At 32.9% G+C, this 18458-nt stretch carries 20 protein-coding genes and 1 tRNA gene; 5 read left to right on the top strand and 16 right to left on the bottom strand.

Annotated elements, in window-relative coordinates; all coding sequences use genetic code 11:
• Positions 1–43 precede the first annotated feature (43 nt).
• The 10 genes from hisIE to holA all read right to left on the bottom strand — a co-directional run bounded on the left by hisIE (position 44) and on the right by holA (position 9093).
• Positions 44–631, bottom strand: coding sequence for a bifunctional phosphoribosyl-AMP cyclohydrolase/phosphoribosyl-ATP diphosphatase HisIE (gene hisIE / locus GYM73_RS07965; RefSeq protein WP_160541792.1), 588 nt, complete (start codon positions 629–631; stop codon positions 44–46).
• Positions 628–1380 (bottom strand): imidazole glycerol phosphate synthase subunit HisF, encoded by a 753-nt coding sequence (gene hisF, locus GYM73_RS07960; protein ID WP_220233518.1) that lies wholly within the window; start codon positions 1378–1380, stop codon positions 628–630. Before hisF ends, hisIE begins: the two co-directional genes overlap by 4 nt.
• A gap of 91 nt (positions 1381–1471) precedes the next feature.
• Positions 1472–2194 (bottom strand): 1-(5-phosphoribosyl)-5-[(5-phosphoribosylamino)methylideneamino]imidazole-4-carboxamide isomerase, encoded by a 723-nt coding sequence (hisA, locus tag GYM73_RS07955; RefSeq protein ID WP_220233517.1) that lies wholly within the window; start codon positions 2192–2194, stop codon positions 1472–1474.
• A 96-nt stretch (positions 2195–2290) separates the two neighbouring features.
• Positions 2291–2869, bottom strand: a complete 579-nt coding sequence (gene hisH, locus GYM73_RS07950) for an imidazole glycerol phosphate synthase subunit HisH (protein ID WP_220233516.1) — start codon at positions 2867–2869, stop codon at positions 2291–2293.
• 116 nt (positions 2870–2985) lie between these two features.
• Positions 2986–4080, bottom strand: a complete 1095-nt coding sequence (gene hisB, locus GYM73_RS07945) for a bifunctional histidinol-phosphatase/imidazoleglycerol-phosphate dehydratase HisB (RefSeq protein WP_220233515.1) — start codon at positions 4078–4080, stop codon at positions 2986–2988.
• Complete coding sequence (gene hisC / locus GYM73_RS07940) at positions 4077–5114, bottom strand: histidinol-phosphate transaminase (protein ID WP_220233514.1); 1038 nt, start codon at positions 5112–5114, stop codon at positions 4077–4079. Before hisC ends, hisB begins: the two co-directional genes overlap by 4 nt.
• Before the next feature lie 72 nt (positions 5115–5186).
• On the bottom strand, positions 5187–6467 hold the full coding sequence (hisD, locus tag GYM73_RS07935) for a histidinol dehydrogenase (protein WP_220233513.1): 1281 nt from the start codon (positions 6465–6467) through the stop codon (positions 5187–5189).
• 75 nt (positions 6468–6542) lie between these two features.
• Positions 6543–7400, bottom strand: coding sequence for an ATP phosphoribosyltransferase (gene hisG, locus GYM73_RS07930; protein ID WP_105296672.1), 858 nt, complete (start codon positions 7398–7400; stop codon positions 6543–6545).
• A gap of 292 nt (positions 7401–7692) precedes the next feature.
• Positions 7693–7983, bottom strand: a complete 291-nt coding sequence (locus GYM73_RS07925; RefSeq protein ID WP_160541799.1) for a putative quinol monooxygenase — start codon at positions 7981–7983, stop codon at positions 7693–7695.
• A 99-nt stretch (positions 7984–8082) separates the two neighbouring features.
• Positions 8083–9093, bottom strand: coding sequence for a DNA polymerase III subunit delta (gene holA, locus GYM73_RS07920; RefSeq protein ID WP_220233512.1), 1011 nt, complete (start codon positions 9091–9093; stop codon positions 8083–8085).
• Positions 9094–9103: 10 nt separating this feature from the next.
• Here holA and GYM73_RS07915 point away from each other — a divergent pair, with 10 nt between their 5' ends.
• Positions 9104–9550 carry a type I restriction enzyme HsdR N-terminal domain-containing protein gene (locus GYM73_RS07915; RefSeq protein ID WP_220233511.1) on the top strand — a complete coding sequence of 149 codons (447 nt, stop codon included), beginning with the start codon at positions 9104–9106 and terminating at the stop codon, positions 9548–9550.
• A 50-nt stretch (positions 9551–9600) separates the two neighbouring features.
• Here the strand turns inward: GYM73_RS07915 and GYM73_RS07910 are convergent, their stop codons facing one another.
• Positions 9601–10815, bottom strand: coding sequence for an MFS transporter (locus GYM73_RS07910; protein ID WP_220233510.1), 1215 nt, complete (start codon positions 10813–10815; stop codon positions 9601–9603).
• A gap of 189 nt (positions 10816–11004) precedes the next feature.
• On the opposite strand from GYM73_RS07910, the gene GYM73_RS07905 reads away from it, so the two are divergent.
• The 4 genes from GYM73_RS07905 to GYM73_RS07890 all read left to right on the top strand — a co-directional run bounded on the left by GYM73_RS07905 (position 11005) and on the right by GYM73_RS07890 (position 15848).
• Positions 11005–11415 (top strand): hypothetical protein, encoded by a 411-nt coding sequence (locus tag GYM73_RS07905; RefSeq protein ID WP_220233509.1) that lies wholly within the window; start codon positions 11005–11007, stop codon positions 11413–11415.
• Positions 11416–11540: 125 nt separating this feature from the next.
• A complete protein-coding gene (locus tag GYM73_RS07900) occupies positions 11541–12605 on the top strand; it encodes a 2Fe-2S iron-sulfur cluster-binding protein (protein ID WP_220233508.1) in 1065 nt (354 codons plus the stop codon).
• Between the two features lie 158 nt (positions 12606–12763).
• On the top strand, positions 12764–13942 hold the full coding sequence (locus tag GYM73_RS07895; protein WP_160557021.1) for an acetyl-CoA C-acyltransferase: 1179 nt from the start codon (positions 12764–12766) through the stop codon (positions 13940–13942).
• 205 nt (positions 13943–14147) lie between these two features.
• On the top strand, positions 14148–15848 hold the full coding sequence (locus GYM73_RS07890) for an enoyl-CoA hydratase-related protein (protein WP_220233507.1): 1701 nt from the start codon (positions 14148–14150) through the stop codon (positions 15846–15848).
• Between the two features lie 35 nt (positions 15849–15883).
• On the opposite strand, the gene GYM73_RS07885 is transcribed toward GYM73_RS07890, so the two are convergent.
• The 5 genes from GYM73_RS07885 to GYM73_RS07865 form a co-directional block, all read right to left on the bottom strand.
• A tRNA-Cys gene (locus tag GYM73_RS07885) sits at positions 15884–15954 on the bottom strand.
• Positions 15955–16003: 49 nt separating this feature from the next.
• Positions 16004–16363, bottom strand: a complete 360-nt coding sequence (gene folB / locus GYM73_RS07880; RefSeq protein ID WP_220233506.1) for a dihydroneopterin aldolase — start codon at positions 16361–16363, stop codon at positions 16004–16006.
• Positions 16364–17317, bottom strand: a complete 954-nt coding sequence (metF, locus tag GYM73_RS07875; RefSeq protein ID WP_166004547.1) for a methylenetetrahydrofolate reductase [NAD(P)H] — start codon at positions 17315–17317, stop codon at positions 16364–16366.
• Between the two features lie 93 nt (positions 17318–17410).
• Positions 17411–17887, bottom strand: a complete 477-nt coding sequence (gene cdd / locus GYM73_RS07870) for a cytidine deaminase (RefSeq protein ID WP_166004545.1) — start codon at positions 17885–17887, stop codon at positions 17411–17413.
• Between the two features lie 96 nt (positions 17888–17983).
• A complete protein-coding gene (locus GYM73_RS07865; protein ID WP_160557025.1) occupies positions 17984–18409 on the bottom strand; it encodes a nucleoside-diphosphate kinase in 426 nt (141 codons plus the stop codon).
• Positions 18410–18458 lie beyond the last annotated feature (49 nt).

The following is an 18458-nucleotide window of genomic DNA, read 5'->3' as shown; positions in this document are numbered from 1 at the left end:
AAATTAGAGTATGAACTGCAATTTTTAATTGCAGTTCATATATTTAATGGTTTCGATCAAATAATACTTTTTCAATATCTTCCAATTGAAAACCCTTTGCTTTCAAAAGGATAAGGTAATGGTATAGAAGATCTGCTGCTTCATTCTTAAACAAAACATCATCCGTATCCTTTGCTTCAATAACAACTTCAACAGCCTCTTCACCTACCTTTTGTGCTACTTTGTTAATTCCTTTTTGATAAAGTTGATAAGTATACGACCCATTTACTTTTTCGTCAATTCGTTGACTGATTATATTTTGTAATTTATATACAAATCCTTTTACATTTTGTTCCTCAAAACAAGAATAACTTCCCGTATGACAAGTAGGTCCTTCAGGAGAAACTTTAATTAAAAGAGTATCGTGATCACAATCTATATCAATTTTTTTTACCCATAAATAATTATGGGAGGTTTCTCCTTTCGTCCATAATCGATTTTTGGAGCGGCTGAAAAAAGTCACTTTTCCTTCCCTTTTTGTTTTTTCAAAGGCTTCTTCATTCATATAACCCAGCATGAGTACTTGCAGGGTAAGTTCATCCTGAATAATTACAGGAATCAATCCGTTACTTTTATCAAAATCTAATTTCATCGTATAGGAATATTTTTAGTTTTTAAAAATCTTTTTAATTCGGGAATGGGAATCTCATTAAAATGAAATACACTGGCAGCCAGAGCCGCCGATGCTTTAGTGTTTAAAAATACATCCGAAAAATGCTCTTTAGTACCGGCTCCTCCTGAAGCAATAACGGGAATATTTACGCTAGATGCAACATCATGCGTAATATCAAGAGAAAATCCGTTTTTTGTGCCGTCACTACTCATGGAAGTAAGTAAAATTTCACCAGCTCCCAGTTGTTCCGCCTTTTTTACCCAATCTAATGTTAAAATCGTAGTCGGGGTTCTTCCCCCATGAGTATACACTTTCCAACCTGTATTTTCTTTTTTGGTATCCACAGCAACTACCACGCATTGACTTCCGAAACGGGAAGCAATTTCTGAAATCAATTCCGGTCTTTTTACAGCTGAAGAATTTATGCTTACTTTATCTGCACCGGCTTGAGTTAAAGAAAATACATCTTCCACGGAATTTATTCCTCCTCCTACCGTAAATGGAATGTTAATTTCATTAGCAATTTTTTCTACTAAGTGAAGTAAGGTGGAACGGTTTTCAATAGTTGCGGTTATATCCAGAAAAACTAATTCATCCGCTCCTTGTTGCACATAAGCTTTAGCCAATTCTACCGGATCTCCGGCATCGGTGAGGCTCACAAAATTTACTCCTTTAACAGTTCTGCCGTTTTTTATATCCAAACAAGGAATTATACGTTTTTTTAGCACTTCTTTTTATATTTTTTTTAAAAAATTAAAATTTACATGGAAAGTGTAAAGCGATTGTTTAGTTATTATACAAAGTTTCTATAAAATTGCTTTACCCGTTATTTAAAAATTGTTTAAGTTCCTTCAATTTGATTTTTCCTTCATAAATAGCCTTTCCGATAATAGCGCCTTCACAACCCAGTTCTTTTAATTTAAGTAAATCTTCCAGGGAAGACATCCCCCCACTGGCTATTAAATGTATGGAAGCCGATTGAAGGATTTCTTCATACAATTCATTTGATGGGCCTTCTAAAGTTCCGTCTTTGGAAATATCTGTGCAAATTACATAACGAATGCCTTTTTTCTCATATTCTTTAATAAAATCAACTACATCTAAAGAGGAAGATTCTGTCCAACCTTGGGTGGCTATCATTCGATGATTACAATCTGCCCCTAAAATAATTTTATCATTTCCAAAAGTTGAAAGCCAAGAAAGAAATAATTCAGGATTTTTTACGGCAATACTTCCGCCCGTAATTTGTGAAGCTCCATTTTCAAATGCAATTTTCAAATCATCATCGCTTTTTAAGCCCCCTCCAAAATCAATTTTTAAATTAGTTTGGGAAGCTATTTTATAGAGTGTTTTATAATTGATGATTCGGTTGGATTTTGCGCCGTCTAAATCAACCACATGCAAATATTGAATTCCGATATCCTCAAATTCTTTAGCGGCATCCAAAGGATCTTCTCGATAAATTTTTTCCGTAGAATAATCTCCTTTAGTTAAACGTACACATTTTCCGTTAATAATATCTATGGCGGGTATAATTCTCATTTTTTTATTTCAGCTTTATTATTTTTTATTAAAGTTACGAGGGTTTTCTCGTAACATACCGTTGATTGAATGATAACTTTTTATCTGAATAGGAAATTACAGTTCAATAAAACTTTTTAATATTTGATCTCCCACATCTGCCGATTTTTCGGGATGAAATTGAGTAGTAAAAAAATTGTCTTTTTGTAAAGCGGCACTAAACGGTAAAATATAAGTACAGGTAGCAGAAGTATCTGCACATAAATCTGCATAGTAACTATGCAAAAAGTATACATCATCATGTTCAGTATTTTTTTTAAAAATTTCTCCCTTTAAATCATAGATTGTATTCCAACCCATATGAGGTACAATATCGGTAGAAGGAAATTTTCGAACGTTAACATCGAAAATATTCAGACAATGGGTGTTGCCTTCTTCCGAATGAGAACACATTAACTGCTGTCCTAAACAAATCCCCAAAAAAGGACGTGTAATCGATTTTATTAAAACATCCATACCTCTTTCCTGCAAATATGACATAGCACTTCCGGCTTCGCCTACTCCCGGAAAAATTACTTTATCGGCATGTATTATCGTGTTGGGATCATCGGTCACAACAGATTCAACCCCCAAGCGTGTTAGTGCGTTTTGTACTGATTTAATATTACCTGCATTGTATTTTATAATTGCTATCATTTTTCACAAGCCTTTTTATATTTTTTGAAAGTATGAATTTTTCTTAAATGTTTAAATTACTTAATTATTTAAAACTTTAAAAATAAACGGTAAAAAGTAAAAAATAAGTTTTTGTATTATAAACTGCCTTTTGTGCTTGGAATGGCAAAATTATCATCAGTTTGTTTAACAGCCATTTTGATAGCTTTTGCAAAGGCCTTAAAAATAGCTTCTATTTTATGATGTTCATTATTTCCTTCCGCTTTTATATTTAAGTTAGATTTAGAATTATCGCTAAAAGATTTAAAAAAATGATAAAACATTTCGGTTGGCATTTCTCCGATCTTTTCTCTTTTAAATTCTGCCTCCCAAACGATCCACGGACGTCCCCCAAAATCGATGCCTACTTGAGCCAAACAATCATCCATCGGCAACAGAAATCCATATCTTTCAATTCCTTTTTTACTTCCAAGTGCTTGTAAAATAGCTTCACCTAAAACAATTCCTGTATCTTCTATTGTGTGATGTTCATCTACATTCAAATCTCCGTCTACTTTAATATATAAATCCATAGAACCATGTTTAGCTATTTGTTCCAACATATGATCAAAAAAGCCTAAGCCTGTGGATATGGAGCTTTTTCCCGAACCGTCTAAATTTATTTCCACGGAAATTTTGGTTTCTTTAGTATTACGAATCACTTTAGCTTTTCGGGGTTGCTTTTTTAAATAGTGATAAATTTCGTCCCAGCTTTGCGTTTGTAATTCTGCACCGGAATTTTCTTCCGTTCCCATATATATAGAACGACAGCCTAAATTTTTTGCTAATTGTACATCGGTTAATCGATCACCAATTACATACGAATGGGAGAGATCATACTTTCCTTTTATATAATGAGTTAACATTCCCGTTCCGGGTTTTCGTGTAGGGAGATTTTCATGTTCAAAACTTCTGTCTATCAGAATTTCAGAAAACGTTATTCCTTCATTTTCAAAAGCTTTGATGATTTTATTTTGTGAAGGCCAAAAAGTTTCTTCAGGAAAGGATTCGGTACCCAATCCATCTTGATTGGTTACCATAACCAATTCGTAATCCATTTCACGGGATATTTTGGAAAGGCTTTGGAAAACCAGGGGATAAAATTCCAATTTTTCCAAGCTGTCCAATTGGTAATCTATCGGAGGCTCTTTAATTAAAGTGCCGTCACGGTCTATAAATAATACTTTTTTCATAAGGTATCGTTTAGCCTAGATAATGAATTAATTAATTTTAAATTTTCTTCCGGAGAGCCAACCGTAATACGAAGGCTGTTTTTAATTTTGGAAGATTGATCTCGTACAATGATACCTTCTTGCATTAATTGTTTGAAAACTTGATTGGAATCGGAGAATTCAACGAGCAAGAAGTTCGTATCGGAAGGGTAAATTTTAGTTACTAGCGATAGCTTTTCCAAAGCAGAACGCAATTTTTCTTTTTCTTCAAGAATAATTTTTTTTCTTTTTTCAAATTCACTGCTTTGATTCAGCGCTTCCAAAGCTGCCTTTTGATTCAATTCGCTGATGTTATATGGATGCTTTACTTTGTTAAGTAAATGAATAATTTCAGGTTGAGCATAGGCCATACCAATACGTACGCCCGCAATACCCCAAGCCTTACTGAGCGTTTGGAATAGTACAAGATGTGGGTACTGATCCATTTTTTCCAGATAGGAAGGTTGGTCGGTAAATTCTATATATGCTTCATCTATTGCAACAATTCCGTTAAAATTTTTTAGTATAAAATCAATATCTTTTGGATTAATTGCATTGCCGGTCGGATTGTTGGGAGTACAAATAACAATTACTTTTAGATTTTCATCGTTGAAATATTTTTGAGCTTCTTCGATATTGATTTGAAAATCGGATGTTAGAGGAATATCAACAATCGTAACATCGTTCAACTCTGCTGCTACCTGGTACATTCCGAAAGTTGGACTGAAAAACATAACTTTGTCTTTACCGGGATTGCAAAATACCCGATAAATATGATCTATTATTTCATCACTTCCGTTCCCAATAAAAATTTTTTCCGTGGCAATATTTTTAATTTCACTTAATTTTTGTTTTAAATCTTTTTGGTAGGGATCCGGATAACGGTTATTGTTTCCAAAAGGGTTTTCGTTGGCGTCTAAAAAAATACCTTCTATTCCTCCGGATTCATCTCTTGCGGAAGAATACGGATGCATGGCAAGCACATTGGGACGGGCCAGTTGATTTATATTTTTCATGGTTATTATTTTTATTGAATTAAAAGCGTTCATTCTACCCTATTTGTTTTTAAATAAAATATATAAATTAGTTTAATTGGATCGTAAACGTATGCTCACCGCATTTTTATGAGCTTGCAGCTCTTCAGCTTCAGCCATTAATTCTATAGTATTTCCGATCTTTTGCAATCCCTCTTTGGTTAGTTCTTGAAAAGTGATTTTTTTGTAAAAACTATCCAGAGAAACCCCGCTGTAATTTCGTGCATAGCCATTAGTAGGCAATGTGTGGTTCGTTCCGCTTGCATAATCTCCGGCACTTTCACAGCTGTAATTGCCTAGAAATACAGATCCTGCATTTTCAATAGAGTGTGTATAGTTTTTAGCATGATCAATAGCCAAGATCAGATGTTCCGGAGCATAAAGATTACTCAATTGAAAACATTCTTCTAAGGAATTCAATAAAACACCTAGACTATTTCGTAAAGCTTTTTTAGCAATTTCTTTTCGAGGAAGACTTTCAAGTTGAGTATTGATCTCGGCTAGGGTCTGATTTAAAATTTCTGAATCCGTGGTTAGGAAAACAACTTGACTGTCAGGGCCATGCTCTGCTTGTGAGAGCAAATCGGAAGCAACATACGCAGGATTAGCGGACGAATCGGCCACTACTAATACCTCACTGGGCCCTGCAGGTAAATCTATGCTGACTTTAAATTCTTGGGCGTATTGTTTAGCCGCGGTTACATATTGGTTTCCCGGACCGAAAATTTTATAGACAGGTGAAATGGATTCTGTACCTACAGTCATCGCTGCGATGGCTTGAACACCTCCTACCTTGTATATATTTTTGATGCCTATTGTTTTTGCTGCATATAAAATAGCCGGATGTATTTTGCCTTCTTTATTGGGAGGGGTGCATAATACAATTTCTTTACATTCTGCAATGGTAGCGGGTACTCCCAACATTAAAACGGTCGAAAAAAGCGGTGCAGACCCTCCGGGAATATATAATCCAACTTTTTCTATAGCTCTGGATTCCCTCCAACATTCGATACCGGGTTGTATTTCAATAATTTTTTTCTTTTCTTTTTGAGAAAAATGAAATTTTTCAATGTTGGATTTAGCTTGTATGATGGCTTGTTTCAATTCATCGGAAACTAATGATTCCGCCTCAAAAAGTTCTTGTTCGGAGACAGTAAAGCTAGTTAAAGACACATCATCAAATTGAAGAGTATATTTTTTTAAGGCTGCGTCGCCTTCATTTTTTACATCGGTAAATACATTTTTTACGGTTTCATATAACGAAACTTTTTCATTTTCAGGTCTTTTGACTATATGGTGCCAATCATTTACCGGAGGATATTTTATAATGTTCATTTTTGAGCTCTATTAATAGATAAAATGGTTGATTGTTAAGTAAACTGAATGGGTTATTCCTTTTATTATAAAAATTTAAAGAATCATTTTTTGTATAGGAATGACTAAAATTCCTTGCGCTCCAAATTCTTTTAATTGTTCAATGATGTCCCAAAACTTATCTTCTTTAATTACAGAATGTATGCTGCTCCATCCTTCTTTTGCCAGGGGTAAAATAGTAGGACTTTTAACTCCGGGTAATAAAGAAATAATATCTTTCAGGTTTTCATTAGGAGCATTTAACAAGATGTATTTATTTTCTCGTGAATATAGTACCGATTGAATTCTGAACAATAATTTATCTAGAATTTCTTGTTTGTCTTGAGAGAGTTTTTTTGATTTTATAAGGGCTGCTTCGCTTTTAGTAACGGTTTCCACTTCTTTTAGTCCGTTCATGAGAAGTGTACTTCCGGTGCTGACAATATCGAAAATGCAATTAGCCAAACCTATTCCCGGAGCTATTTCAACGCTTCCGCCGATTTCTTCAATTTCAACCTTTACATTGTTTTTTTTGCAAAATTTTTTTAAAATTTTAGGATAACTAGTTGCAATTCTTTTATTATTAAAATAAGCAATTCCGGTATATGTTTCTTCTTTAGGTATAGCTAAACACATTCGGCAATTACCGAAACCTAATTTCTTTATGATTTCAACATTTCGGTCTTTTTCCCAAACTTCGTTTTCACCTAAGATTCCAATATCGGCAACATTTTGTTCTACATATTGTGGAATATCATCATCTCTAAGAAATAAGATTTCAATAGGAAAATTGGTTGATACAGTTTTCAATTTTTGATTACCATTTGGAATTTTTATTCCGCATTCACTCAATAATTCCAGTGATTTTTGACTTAGCCGTCCGTTTTTTTGGATAGCAATTTTCAGTTTACTCATTAGCCATAGTTTTTAAATTTCTTTACTATTGAAGTGATCCTAAAAAAAAACCGCCCGAAAACTCAGGCGGCTATTATTTATTTTGACATTTTGCATAACAAAATTACTTACCTCACCTGATTGTAAGTGTGTAAATAATAATGATGATGTATATGTGTTTGAATCATTTTTGTTTATATTGATTGGTACAAATTTATAAAAAATATAATAAAGCACTAATAATAAATTACAATTATATTATCTATATAAATGAAGGGGTTACTATATAAATTAATAACATAATCTTATATGTCTAGTAAATTTGTTTGATGACATCAATATCTAACTCATCATATTTGCCATCAATGAATTTTATAAAATCTTTAAATAGCTTGGTATTATTATGAATATTAATAGCCTCTTGGGATTTCCATACTTCAATTATAGAAAGTTTTAAAGGATCTTTTATGCTTTCGTGTAAATCGTAAGATATATTACCTTCTTCTTTGCGGGAGCCATCTGCTAAGGAATACACTATTTTTTTTACATCATCAAGATAGTCAGGTTTTACTTGTATGGTTGCAATTATTTTTAATTCTGACATGGTATAAATAATTTAATACGTCAAAAGTAATTAATATAATTAAAACCCTATATATGTTGTTTAAATAAATTTTAATAGTATGTAATGAATATGTTTTGATTAATGAAGTATTTTATATAACATTTCCATTAAAATGTCTTTTGAAGTTGCATGAGATGACACATCCACTCCTTTGGATTTCATGTCTGCATCTCGCAAATAAGCAATACATGCAGTAGTTTTTTTTAAAGAATAATTTTTAATGGCGGTTAAATACTCATTAGCAAAGAAAGGGTTAATACGAAGTTCTTTAGCTATATTTTGTGGAGTTTTTATCGGTAAAGTGTGTACGATAAGAATATTGGAAAATAAACTTATTAATGTTCCAAAAGTCAAAACAATAGGATTTGCTTTTGGGTTTTTTTCAAAATAGTCAATTATTTTATAAGCCTGTTTCATATTTTTCTCAACGATGGCCTTTCTTAATTCGAAATTGTTGTACTCTTTACTAATTCCAATATTTCGTTCAATGATTTCAGGAGTTATCTTTTTGGAATTACCTACAATTAATTTAAGTTTTTGAATTTCGTTATCAATACGGGAGAGTTCAGTGCCTAAAAATTCGGCAAGTAAAATCCTGGATTTTTCGTCAATTTCCAAACCGTTAGACTGACATAATGAACCGATCCAAGTGGGTACTTGGTTGTCATATAGCTTTTCGCTTGTAAAAATATATCCTTGTTTACTGAGTAATTTAGTCACCGACTTTCTTTTATCTAAAGATTTGTATTTATAATTGATGACCAATACAGTCGAAGGCTGAGGATTTTTTATATAATTATCAAAGGCTTCGGATTTGTCAAAAGGCAATCCCTTTGCTTCTTTAATTATTATAAGCTGCTTATCGGCTCCCATTGGAAATTGCTTTGCCAAAGATATAATTTGATCCAAATCAGATTCTGTACCGTAAATAATATTTTGGTTAAAAGCCTTTTCTTCTTCCTTTAGGACATTTTCTTCCAGTAATTCGGTAAGTTTATCGATGTAAAAAGGCTCATCACCCTGTAAAAAATATACAGGCAGAAACTTTTTATTTTTAATATCTTTGACTAAATTATTATATTCTTTCATAATTAGAATAATGGAACTTCCGGTTTTAAATTTCCCAAAAAAATATAATTTTCATATAAAGGAGGAAAAATCTCTTTGGTATATTTTTGACGAAGTTAGAAAAAAATGGTTAATTCTAACACCTGAAGAATGGGTAAGGCAACATATTATTTTTTATTTAAAAACCGAAAAAAAAATTCCTCAATCAGCGTTTACAATAGAAAAAAAAATAAACCTCAATCAACAAACTAAACGTATGGATATCTTACTGTATAAAAAATCAGAACCCAGATTATTGGTTGAATGCAAAGCTCCTGAAATACCTATTACTCAAACTACCTTTGAACAGGCCGCTCGATATAATACGCAAATTAAATCCAAATATATTTTATTAACCAATGGATTTAAACACTTGTATTTCAGTTACGACCCTGTTTATAATCAGTATAAAATTGTTGCCGATTTTGATTGGTCCTAATAATTTTAACAACCTTAACACAAAAAACAATTAAATTAAATATTTGGAGCTTATTTATTTCTTTTCTTAGTTTCGGGTAGAAAAGATGCTACCAATCCCAATAAAGGCAAAAAAGAACAAAGATAGTATACGTATTGAATACCCGTCTTATCGGCAATTTTACCTAGAATAGCTGAAGCTATTCCGGCTATTCCAAAAGCCAAACCAAAAAAAAGTCCACTTATAAGTCCCACCTTTCCGGGTACTAATTCTTGAGCATAGATAAGAATGGCCGAAAAGGCTGATGACAAAATCAATCCTATGAAAATACTTAAAATGCATGTCCAAGTAAGATTCGCATAAGGCATTAAGAGAGCAAAAGGAGCAGTTCCGAGAATGGAAATCCAAATTACATATTTTCGACCTATTCGATCGCCAACAGGGCCACCAATAATTGTACCAGCTGCAATAGCAAATAAAAAAGCGAAAAGATAGATTTGAGCTTCATCAATACTAACACCAAATTTATTAATAAGATAAAAAGTATAATAACTGGTAAGACTTGCCATATAAACATATTTTGAAAAAACCAGTAGTAATAAAATACCTATAGCTAAAACTACCTTAGGTCGAGGCAATGAAGTATTATTTATGGAATTTTGATCTCCGATATTTTTTTCGGATTCTTTTTTGGTTTTTAAAAGAACTAAATTTTTTTTGTACCATTTGCTGATTACAAGCATTATTCCAATACCCAATAAAGCGATGATGGCTAGCCATCCCACATTTTTTTGTCCATAAGGAGTTATGATCCATAACGCAATTAAAGGACCTATGGAACTTCCGAAATTTCCGCCCACTTGAAAGATGGATTGAGCCAGACCGTGCTTACCTCCCGAAGCCAGATAGGCAAGACGAGAAGCTTCCGGATGAAATATGGACGATCCTAATCCTGTAAAAAAAACAGCTAATAGCACATGAGTGAAATTAGTGGCAAGGGCCAGGGATATAACGCCCATCATGCTGAAAGTCATTCCAACGGGTAAAGAATAGGGTTGAGGATGCTTATCGGTATAAATTCCGATTATGGGTTGGAATAAGGAGGAGGACATTTGATAAACAAGGGTTATCAAACCTATTTGAGTAAAAGTTAGAGCCAATGAATTTTTTAAAAGCGGATATATGGCAGGTATAACCGATTGCAATGTGTCATTAAACATATGAGATAGTGCTAATAACGACAACAAGGTGAATGCGGTACCGGTTGGTTGAGATGATTTTTCCATAGTTACAGGTATGGTGAAAAAAATAACTGCAAATATATTACTAATTGTACGAATTGGAATAAATTTGGATTATAAAAAGTTGACAAACTAACTTTTACGATGATTATAAGTATCGAACTATGGTAATTCACTTAATGGGACAAAAAAGAAAATGAATACAATTAATTCAGAAAAATACATAAGTTCGATATGGAAAATAAATCATGTTCATGGAAAAAAACAATAATAATCCTATTCTTAATTATCAGCGTTTTAGGGGTTGCAATATTTTATGTGTATTATTATGTGCCATACGGAGACAGCAGCGTAAAGTCCGGGCAATTAAATTATATCATGCATAAAGGGATTATTTTTAAAACTTATGAAGGAAAATTAATTCAAACCGGATTCAAATCAAGAACCACCGGAGGTATGCAATCCAATGAATTTGAATTTTCTGTGGATAATGAAGAATTGGCACATCAATTAATGAAGCTTACCGGAAAGGATGTTATCTTGCACTATAAGGAATATTTCGGAGCATTACCTTGGAGAGGATATACTAAATATATTGTTGACAGTATAATTTCTTCACAAAACCATGCGGAAACCATACCGTAAAAGTTGATTTAAAATCTGTTTTTTCAAATGTTCACATTATTTTTTCGGCTAAATCCTCAAAACGATTAAAGATTTTTTTAATTTAAATCCGGTATTTTTGCAGGCTTAAAAGAAATAATAAAATAATGCGATTTTATTCCTTACATGTACAAAAAGTGATACCGCTTACTTCAGGAAGTGTTCGATTAGACTTGTCAATTCCTGAAGAATTAAAATCTATATTCCGTTGGAAAGCGGGACAGTTTATTCGCTTTCAATTTGAGATCAATGGAGAAATCTTTGAAAGAGAATATTCGATATGCACTGCACCGTATGAAGGATATCTGTCTTTTGCTGTAAAAAAGGCTAAAAATGCGTTTGTATCTGAATTTGTGCAAAACCATGTGAAGGAAGGAGATCTTGTATCTATTTCTGCTCCCATGGGAACTTTCGGAATTCCCTCGCGACCCAATGAAAAAAGAACTTTGGCAGCATTTGCCTCCGGTAGCGGTATAGCTCCGATTATAAGCATTATCAAAGATACCTTATATCATGAGCCTAACGTTCAATTCTATCTTTTTTATGGTAATACGAATGAAAATGAAGCAATTTTTAAAGATGAATTGACTGAATTACAAAAACAAAATCCTACTAATTTTTTTCCTTATTTTTTTTATACCCGCCAAGAAATGCAAGATAAATTTTTTGAGGGAAAATTGGATGCTCACAAAATTAAATTAATCATCAATCAAATTATGGATTGGGATGAATTGGACGAAGCGCTAATTTGCGGTCCAAAAGATATGATTGTTACCCTGGCTAATGCTATTTATGAGCAAGGTATCCCTAAAAAAAATATACATTACGAATTGTATGAGCCGGTTGAAAAAGTTTTTTTTGATGATAAAGTCAAACGTTCTACTGTAAAAGAAGTAAAAGTGACCTATACATTTCGGAAAAACACAAAAACGATGAATTGGATAAATAACGGTTCTTCCTTACTTACTGCTTTACTGGATAGTGGAGTAGAGGCTCCTTATTCTTGTAAAGGAGGAGTTTGTGGAGCATGTATTTGTACTAAAACAGAAGGGGAAGTATATTTAGATGAAAACTTAGTTTTAACAGAAAATGATCTGAACAAAGGTAAAATACTGACCTGTATGGCTCATCCTAAAACAAAAACATTGACCATTAATTTAGACGAAGCATAAAAATTTTTTAAAACATTCTTGTGTGTACTATATTAATTTTCATCTTTCTTTAATGATAGGAATAGTAGCAAAATACCGTATGATAAAGTAAAAATAAGTATATTTACCACAAGTCAACAGTAAAAAATTAAAGATTAAAAATATACTACCATTAAAAAATGAAAGAACTAGTTATTGTTTCTGCTGCGAGAACACCCATAGGAAGTTTTTTAGGCAGTCTATCAAGCCTTTCAGCGGTGCAATTAGGATCAGCAGCCATTGAAGGGGCACTGAATAAAATTAAATTGGAAAAAACTTTGATCAATGAGGTTTTTATGGGTAATGTTTTACAGGCCAATGTAGGACAGGCACCGGCTAAACAAGCTTCATTGGGAGCCGGAATACCGAATAACGTCCCTTGTACTACCATAAACAAAGTATGTGCTTCAGGAATGAAAGCGGTAATTATTGGCGCACAATCCATTCAAGCAGGAGATAATGAAATAGTAGTGGCAGGAGGAATGGAATCCATGTCGCAAGTACCTTATTATCTAACAAAAGGAAGAATTGGAAACAAGTTGGGAGATCAAAAGTTAGTTGATGGTTTACTAAAAGACGGGTTGATAAATGTTTACGATCGCAATCACATGGGAATATGCGCAGATGCTTGTGCAGAAGAGTATAATATTTCCAGAGAAGAGCAAGATGCTTTCGCCATACAATCGTATACACGTTCGGAATTAGCATGGAAATCCGGTAAATTTAAAGATGAAGTTGTGCCTGTGACTGTTCCTCAAAGAAAAAAAGATCCGATAGTCATTTCAGAAGATGAAGAATTTAAAAATGTAAATTTCGATAAGCTGAAACAATTATCCCCTGTTTTCCAGAAAGAAGGAACTGTAACTGCAGCCAATGCATCCACTTTAAATGATGGAGCATCAGCACTAATACTAATGACAGCTGAGAAAGCTAAAGAATTAGGTTTACAACCGTTAGTAAAAATTATTTCCTATGCAGATGCTGCTTGTGAGCCTGAAAAATTTACCATAGCACCTTCCTTAGCTCTTCCCAAAGCCCTAAAAAAAGCAAATTTATCTTTAGATGATATTGATTTTTTTGAGTTCAATGAAGCATTTTCCGTAGTTGGATTAGCGAATGCTAAAATACTAAACATAGATAGTTCAAAAGTAAATGTAAATGGTGGCGCTGTTTCTTTAGGGCATCCTTTAGGTAATAGCGGTTCGAGAATTATAGTTACTTTAATCCATGTGTTGAAACAAAATAATGCAAAGTATGGAGCGGCAGCAATCTGTAATGGAGGAGGAGGAGCTAGTGCAATTATACTTGAAAATATATAAACTTTTATAAAATATAATAAAAAAGGCAGATTTGAAAAATCTGCCTTTTTTATTATCAATTCAATTAATAAGTTTGAAGAGTCTGTAAACTATTTAATATAATATGAATTTAAATTATATTAATATCCTAATAATATTTAATTGATTTATATATATTTGTTAGGTAAACAAAAATTATATTTTGAATTAAATAATATTAGAAATTATGAAGAATACATTAAATATTATCTTGCTTTCGTCAGCTTTTAATGGCTTGACTCAAAGGGTCTGGCTTTCATTGAAAGAAGCAGGATATCAGGTTAGTTTTTTACTTTTTACCACAGAACAAGAGGTTATAGGTTCAATTGAAACTGCCCATCCGGACCTTGTTATTTGTCCTTTTTTGAAAGATAGAGTGCCTGAAGTTCTTTGGAAAAATGAGACAAGACCTATCATAATTATCCATCCGGGTATTAGAGGAGATAGAGGAGCCTCTTCTTTAGACTGGGCAATTTTAAAAAATCTTGACACATGGGGAGTAACTGCATTACAAGCCGTAGAAGAAATGGACGCCGGACCTATTTGGGCAAGTCATGAATTTAAAAAACCTGCTTTAATAAGAAAATCAGAGCTTTATAACAATTTTGTAAGTGATGCCGCTATACAATGTATTTTTGAGGTTATTGATAAATTTATAAATAAAGAAAAACCCATCCCATTAGATTATAATAACGAAAACGTAAAGGGAAGGCTAGAACCTAATATGAAACAATCGGATCGTCATTTTGAATGGACTAGTTCGGCAAAAGATATTTTAAATATAGTAAATTCAGCAGAAGGAATACCCGGTGTATTAGCAGAAATAGAAGGTGAAAAATTTTATATATATGATGCATATTTGGATCATCGTGAAGGTGAAGCGGGAAAACTTTTAGCCCGCCGTGAAGATGCAGTTTTAATTGGAACAGGAGAAAAAAGCCTATGGATTGGTTCGTTAAAAAGAGCAGCTAAAGACCAATTGCCCTTTAAACTACCGGCTGTACAAGTTTTAAAAGAAAAAGCAGAAAGTCTAAAAGATTTAACCCTTTCATTGTACGATACGGTTTTATCTAATGAGGAATACAGTACAATACATTATTCCCAAAAAGGAAAAATAGGAGAGTTAACCTTTAATTTTTATAATGGTGCCATGAGTACCCAACAATGTGAAAGGATGATAAAAGCTATTCAATTTGCTAAAGAACAGGAAACGAATGTGTTGATAATTAAAGGAGGATACAATGCTTTTTCCAATGGTGTACACCTTAATACGATAGAAGCAGCAGAAAATCCGGCAGAAGAGGCCTGGAAAAATATACATGCTATAGACGATGTATGTTTAGAACTTTTAGATACGAAACAATGGGTAATTGCCGGTGTGACAGGTAGTGCCGGAGCGGGAGGAGTAATGTTAGCTTTAACAGCTGATTTTGTAGCTGCCAGAGATGGAATAATACTTAATCCTCATTATGCCACGATGGGATTATACGGTTCAGAATATTGGACATATACTTTACCTAAACGAGTGGGAGAGCAACAAGCTAGAAAATTAACCGAAGAATGTTTACCCGTAAGTGTAACCCGGGCATTGGAGATCGGATTAATTGATTCTATAGGTCCCAGAGAAATAAACAATTTCAATGAATGGTTATGGGTGCAAGCAAAAAAAGCAGAAGAAGTAAATAAAAAAGCCTCGAAAAAACCTTTTAATCCGGAAAAAGCAGCTGAGTGTAGAAAGAAAGAATTAGAAGAGATGAAAGAAGATATGCTTTACGACCGAAATTCTTTTTCTTTAAAAAGAAATTGTTTTGTGCTTAAAAAAAGAGCTTGTAAGACTCCGGATCGATTGATCGCCAAATGGGCGAGAGTTAAACAAAATAAGGAATAATAAAAAAACCATCTCATTTGAGATGGTTTTTATTGAGGCTTCGAGCGGATTCGAACCGCTGTACAAGGTTTTGCAGACCTCTGCCTAGCCACTCGGCCACGAAGCCGTTTTGTTGGATTGCAAATCTACAATTTTTTTTGAATTAAAATTAAAATCTAATAAAATTTCTTTTTAAAAGTTACTTTTACCTGATCTAAATTTACATGTACAGGAGGGTTTACCTTTGCAACAGAGACTTTTACAGCTTTTACCTTTTTACATTGAAATTTTATTTCTCTTATAATTCGATAGGCAACATGTTCTAAAAGATTGGAGCGAATAGCCATTTGATCTTTAACTATTTGTGCAACAATTCCGTAATTAACAGTGTCATTAAGCTCATCAGATCTTCCGGATTTTTCTAAGTTTAACCGTATTGTCACATTAACTATATAAAAAGAACCAATTTTAGCTTCTTCTTCTAAGCATCCATGATAGGCGTAAATTTTTATATTTTTTAATTTTATTTTTTGCATTTAAAAAAGTTGTTTAGCAATTTTTCTTATATTTTCAGATCTTCCCATAGAATAAAAATGAAGTACAGGAACTCCTTGCTTCATTAATTCCTTGCATTGATTAACCGTCCATTCTATTCCCACCTCATACACTGCTTTGTTATCCTTACATTTTTCTACGGCCATAACTAACTCTTGAGGCATATCTATGTGAAAAATGTTTGGAAGAATAGTGAGATGTTTTTTTATAGATACAGGCTTTATGCCGGGTATGATCGGTACAGTAATTCCGATATTCCTACACTTCTTTACAAACTCAAAATATTTAGTATTATCATAAAACAGTTGAGTAACAATGTAATCAGCTCCGGCATCAATTTTTTGCTTTAAATAATTTAAATCCGTATCTAAATTAGGGCTTTCAAAATGTTTTTCAGGATATCCGGCTATGCCAATACAAAAATCAGTAGCTCCATGAGCGTATTCTTCATGAAGATATTTACCTGAATTCATGTTTTGAACTTGAGACACCAGTTCATTAGCATATGAATGTCCTTGAGAGTGTGGTTTAAATATACCCTCACTTTTAATGGGGTCTCCTCGTAAAACTAAAATATTATCAATACCTAGAAAATTAAAATCGATAAGAATATTTTCAGTTTCTTCTTTATTAAACCCACCACATATTAAATGAGGCACTGCATCAACTTTATACTTTTGTTGAATTGCAGCACATATACCCACTGTACCGGGACGTTTTCTTGTAACAATTTTTTGTATCAATCCATTAGGTAACTCTCTATATTCGTATTCTTCTCTATGATAGGTTACATCAATGAAAGGAGGATTAAATTCCATTAAAGGATCAATATTGGAAAATATATTTTGTAAATCTTCTCCTTTTTTAGGCGGTAGTATTTCGAAGGAAAATAAAGTTTTTCCCTTTGCATTGGAAATATGTTCTGTAACTTTCATATTAATTATTTTTGTTCAAAACAGGCCATTTTATTGGGAGATGAAAAATATTTTTAGTTGTTATTATTATCATTTATAGTTTATTCATTATAATTATAAAGCACTTTCATTAAAAGAAAAGGGTAGTAAATCAGCACATTGGTTAAATTTAATTACTTTTCCTTTCAAACCGGTAAAAAGAAATTCAATAGGCATTTTTTGTCTGAATTCATATTCAATAAGTACTTGTCTACAGGCTCCGCAAGGAGAGACAGGAATGGAACTGTTATCATCTTTTCCGGCAACTACAGCCATTTTTATTATTTTAGCAGACGGATAATTTGCTATAGTATAAAAAATAGCGGTCCTTTCTGCACATAAACCACTGGGATAAGCGGCATTCTCTTGATTGTTACCTGTTAAGATTTTACCATTATCTAATAATAAGGCGGCTCCAACTTTAAAATTAGAATAATTGGCATAAGCAGAATTACGGGCTTCTTTAGCCTTATTAATTACTACTAAGTCTTGGTCGGAAAGATCTTCCCATTGGGAGTACTCTTCATATTTTAGATCTAAGACTTTAATCATGTTTAATACTTATTAAGTGCACCTAAGTTACTAATAAATTATAAAAACGGTTAAAATAATTATCCTGTATGATCTATTTGCTAAAACAAAAATTATTTATAAGAAAGAATAGATTTCTCTTTCTGCAAAATGAAAATGAGCTTCAATCGCTGCATTTTCGTCGCTGTCTGATCCATGAATAGCATTTCGTTGTGTGCTTTCAGCATATTTTTTGCGGATAGTACCTTCTTCTGCCTGATCGGGATTGGTAGCACCGATTAACTTTCTAAAATTTTCCACAGCATTTTCCTTTTTTAAAACAGCTGCAATTATAGGTCCGGAGGTCATAAAATTCACTAAGTCCTCAAAAAAAGGTTTGCCCTGATGTACTGAATAGAATCTTTGGGCATCTGCTAAGGTGAGGGAGGTTAGTTTTAAAGCAATGATACTAAAACCGGCTTCAGTAATATCTTTTAAAATAGTTCCCGTTAGCCCTTTAGAAACAGCATCGGGTTTTATCATAGTAAGAGTAAAATTAGACATAGGTTTATATATTAAAAAATTAAGCTAAGTAATAATAAAATAAAGTTAA

It is taken from the genome of Apibacter sp. ESL0432 (assembly GCF_019469225.1).
GTDB lineage: Bacteria > Bacteroidota > Bacteroidia > Flavobacteriales > Weeksellaceae > Apibacter.
The sequence above is the reverse complement of the archived record's forward strand: the minus strand, read 5'-3'. Positions and strand labels throughout refer to the sequence as shown.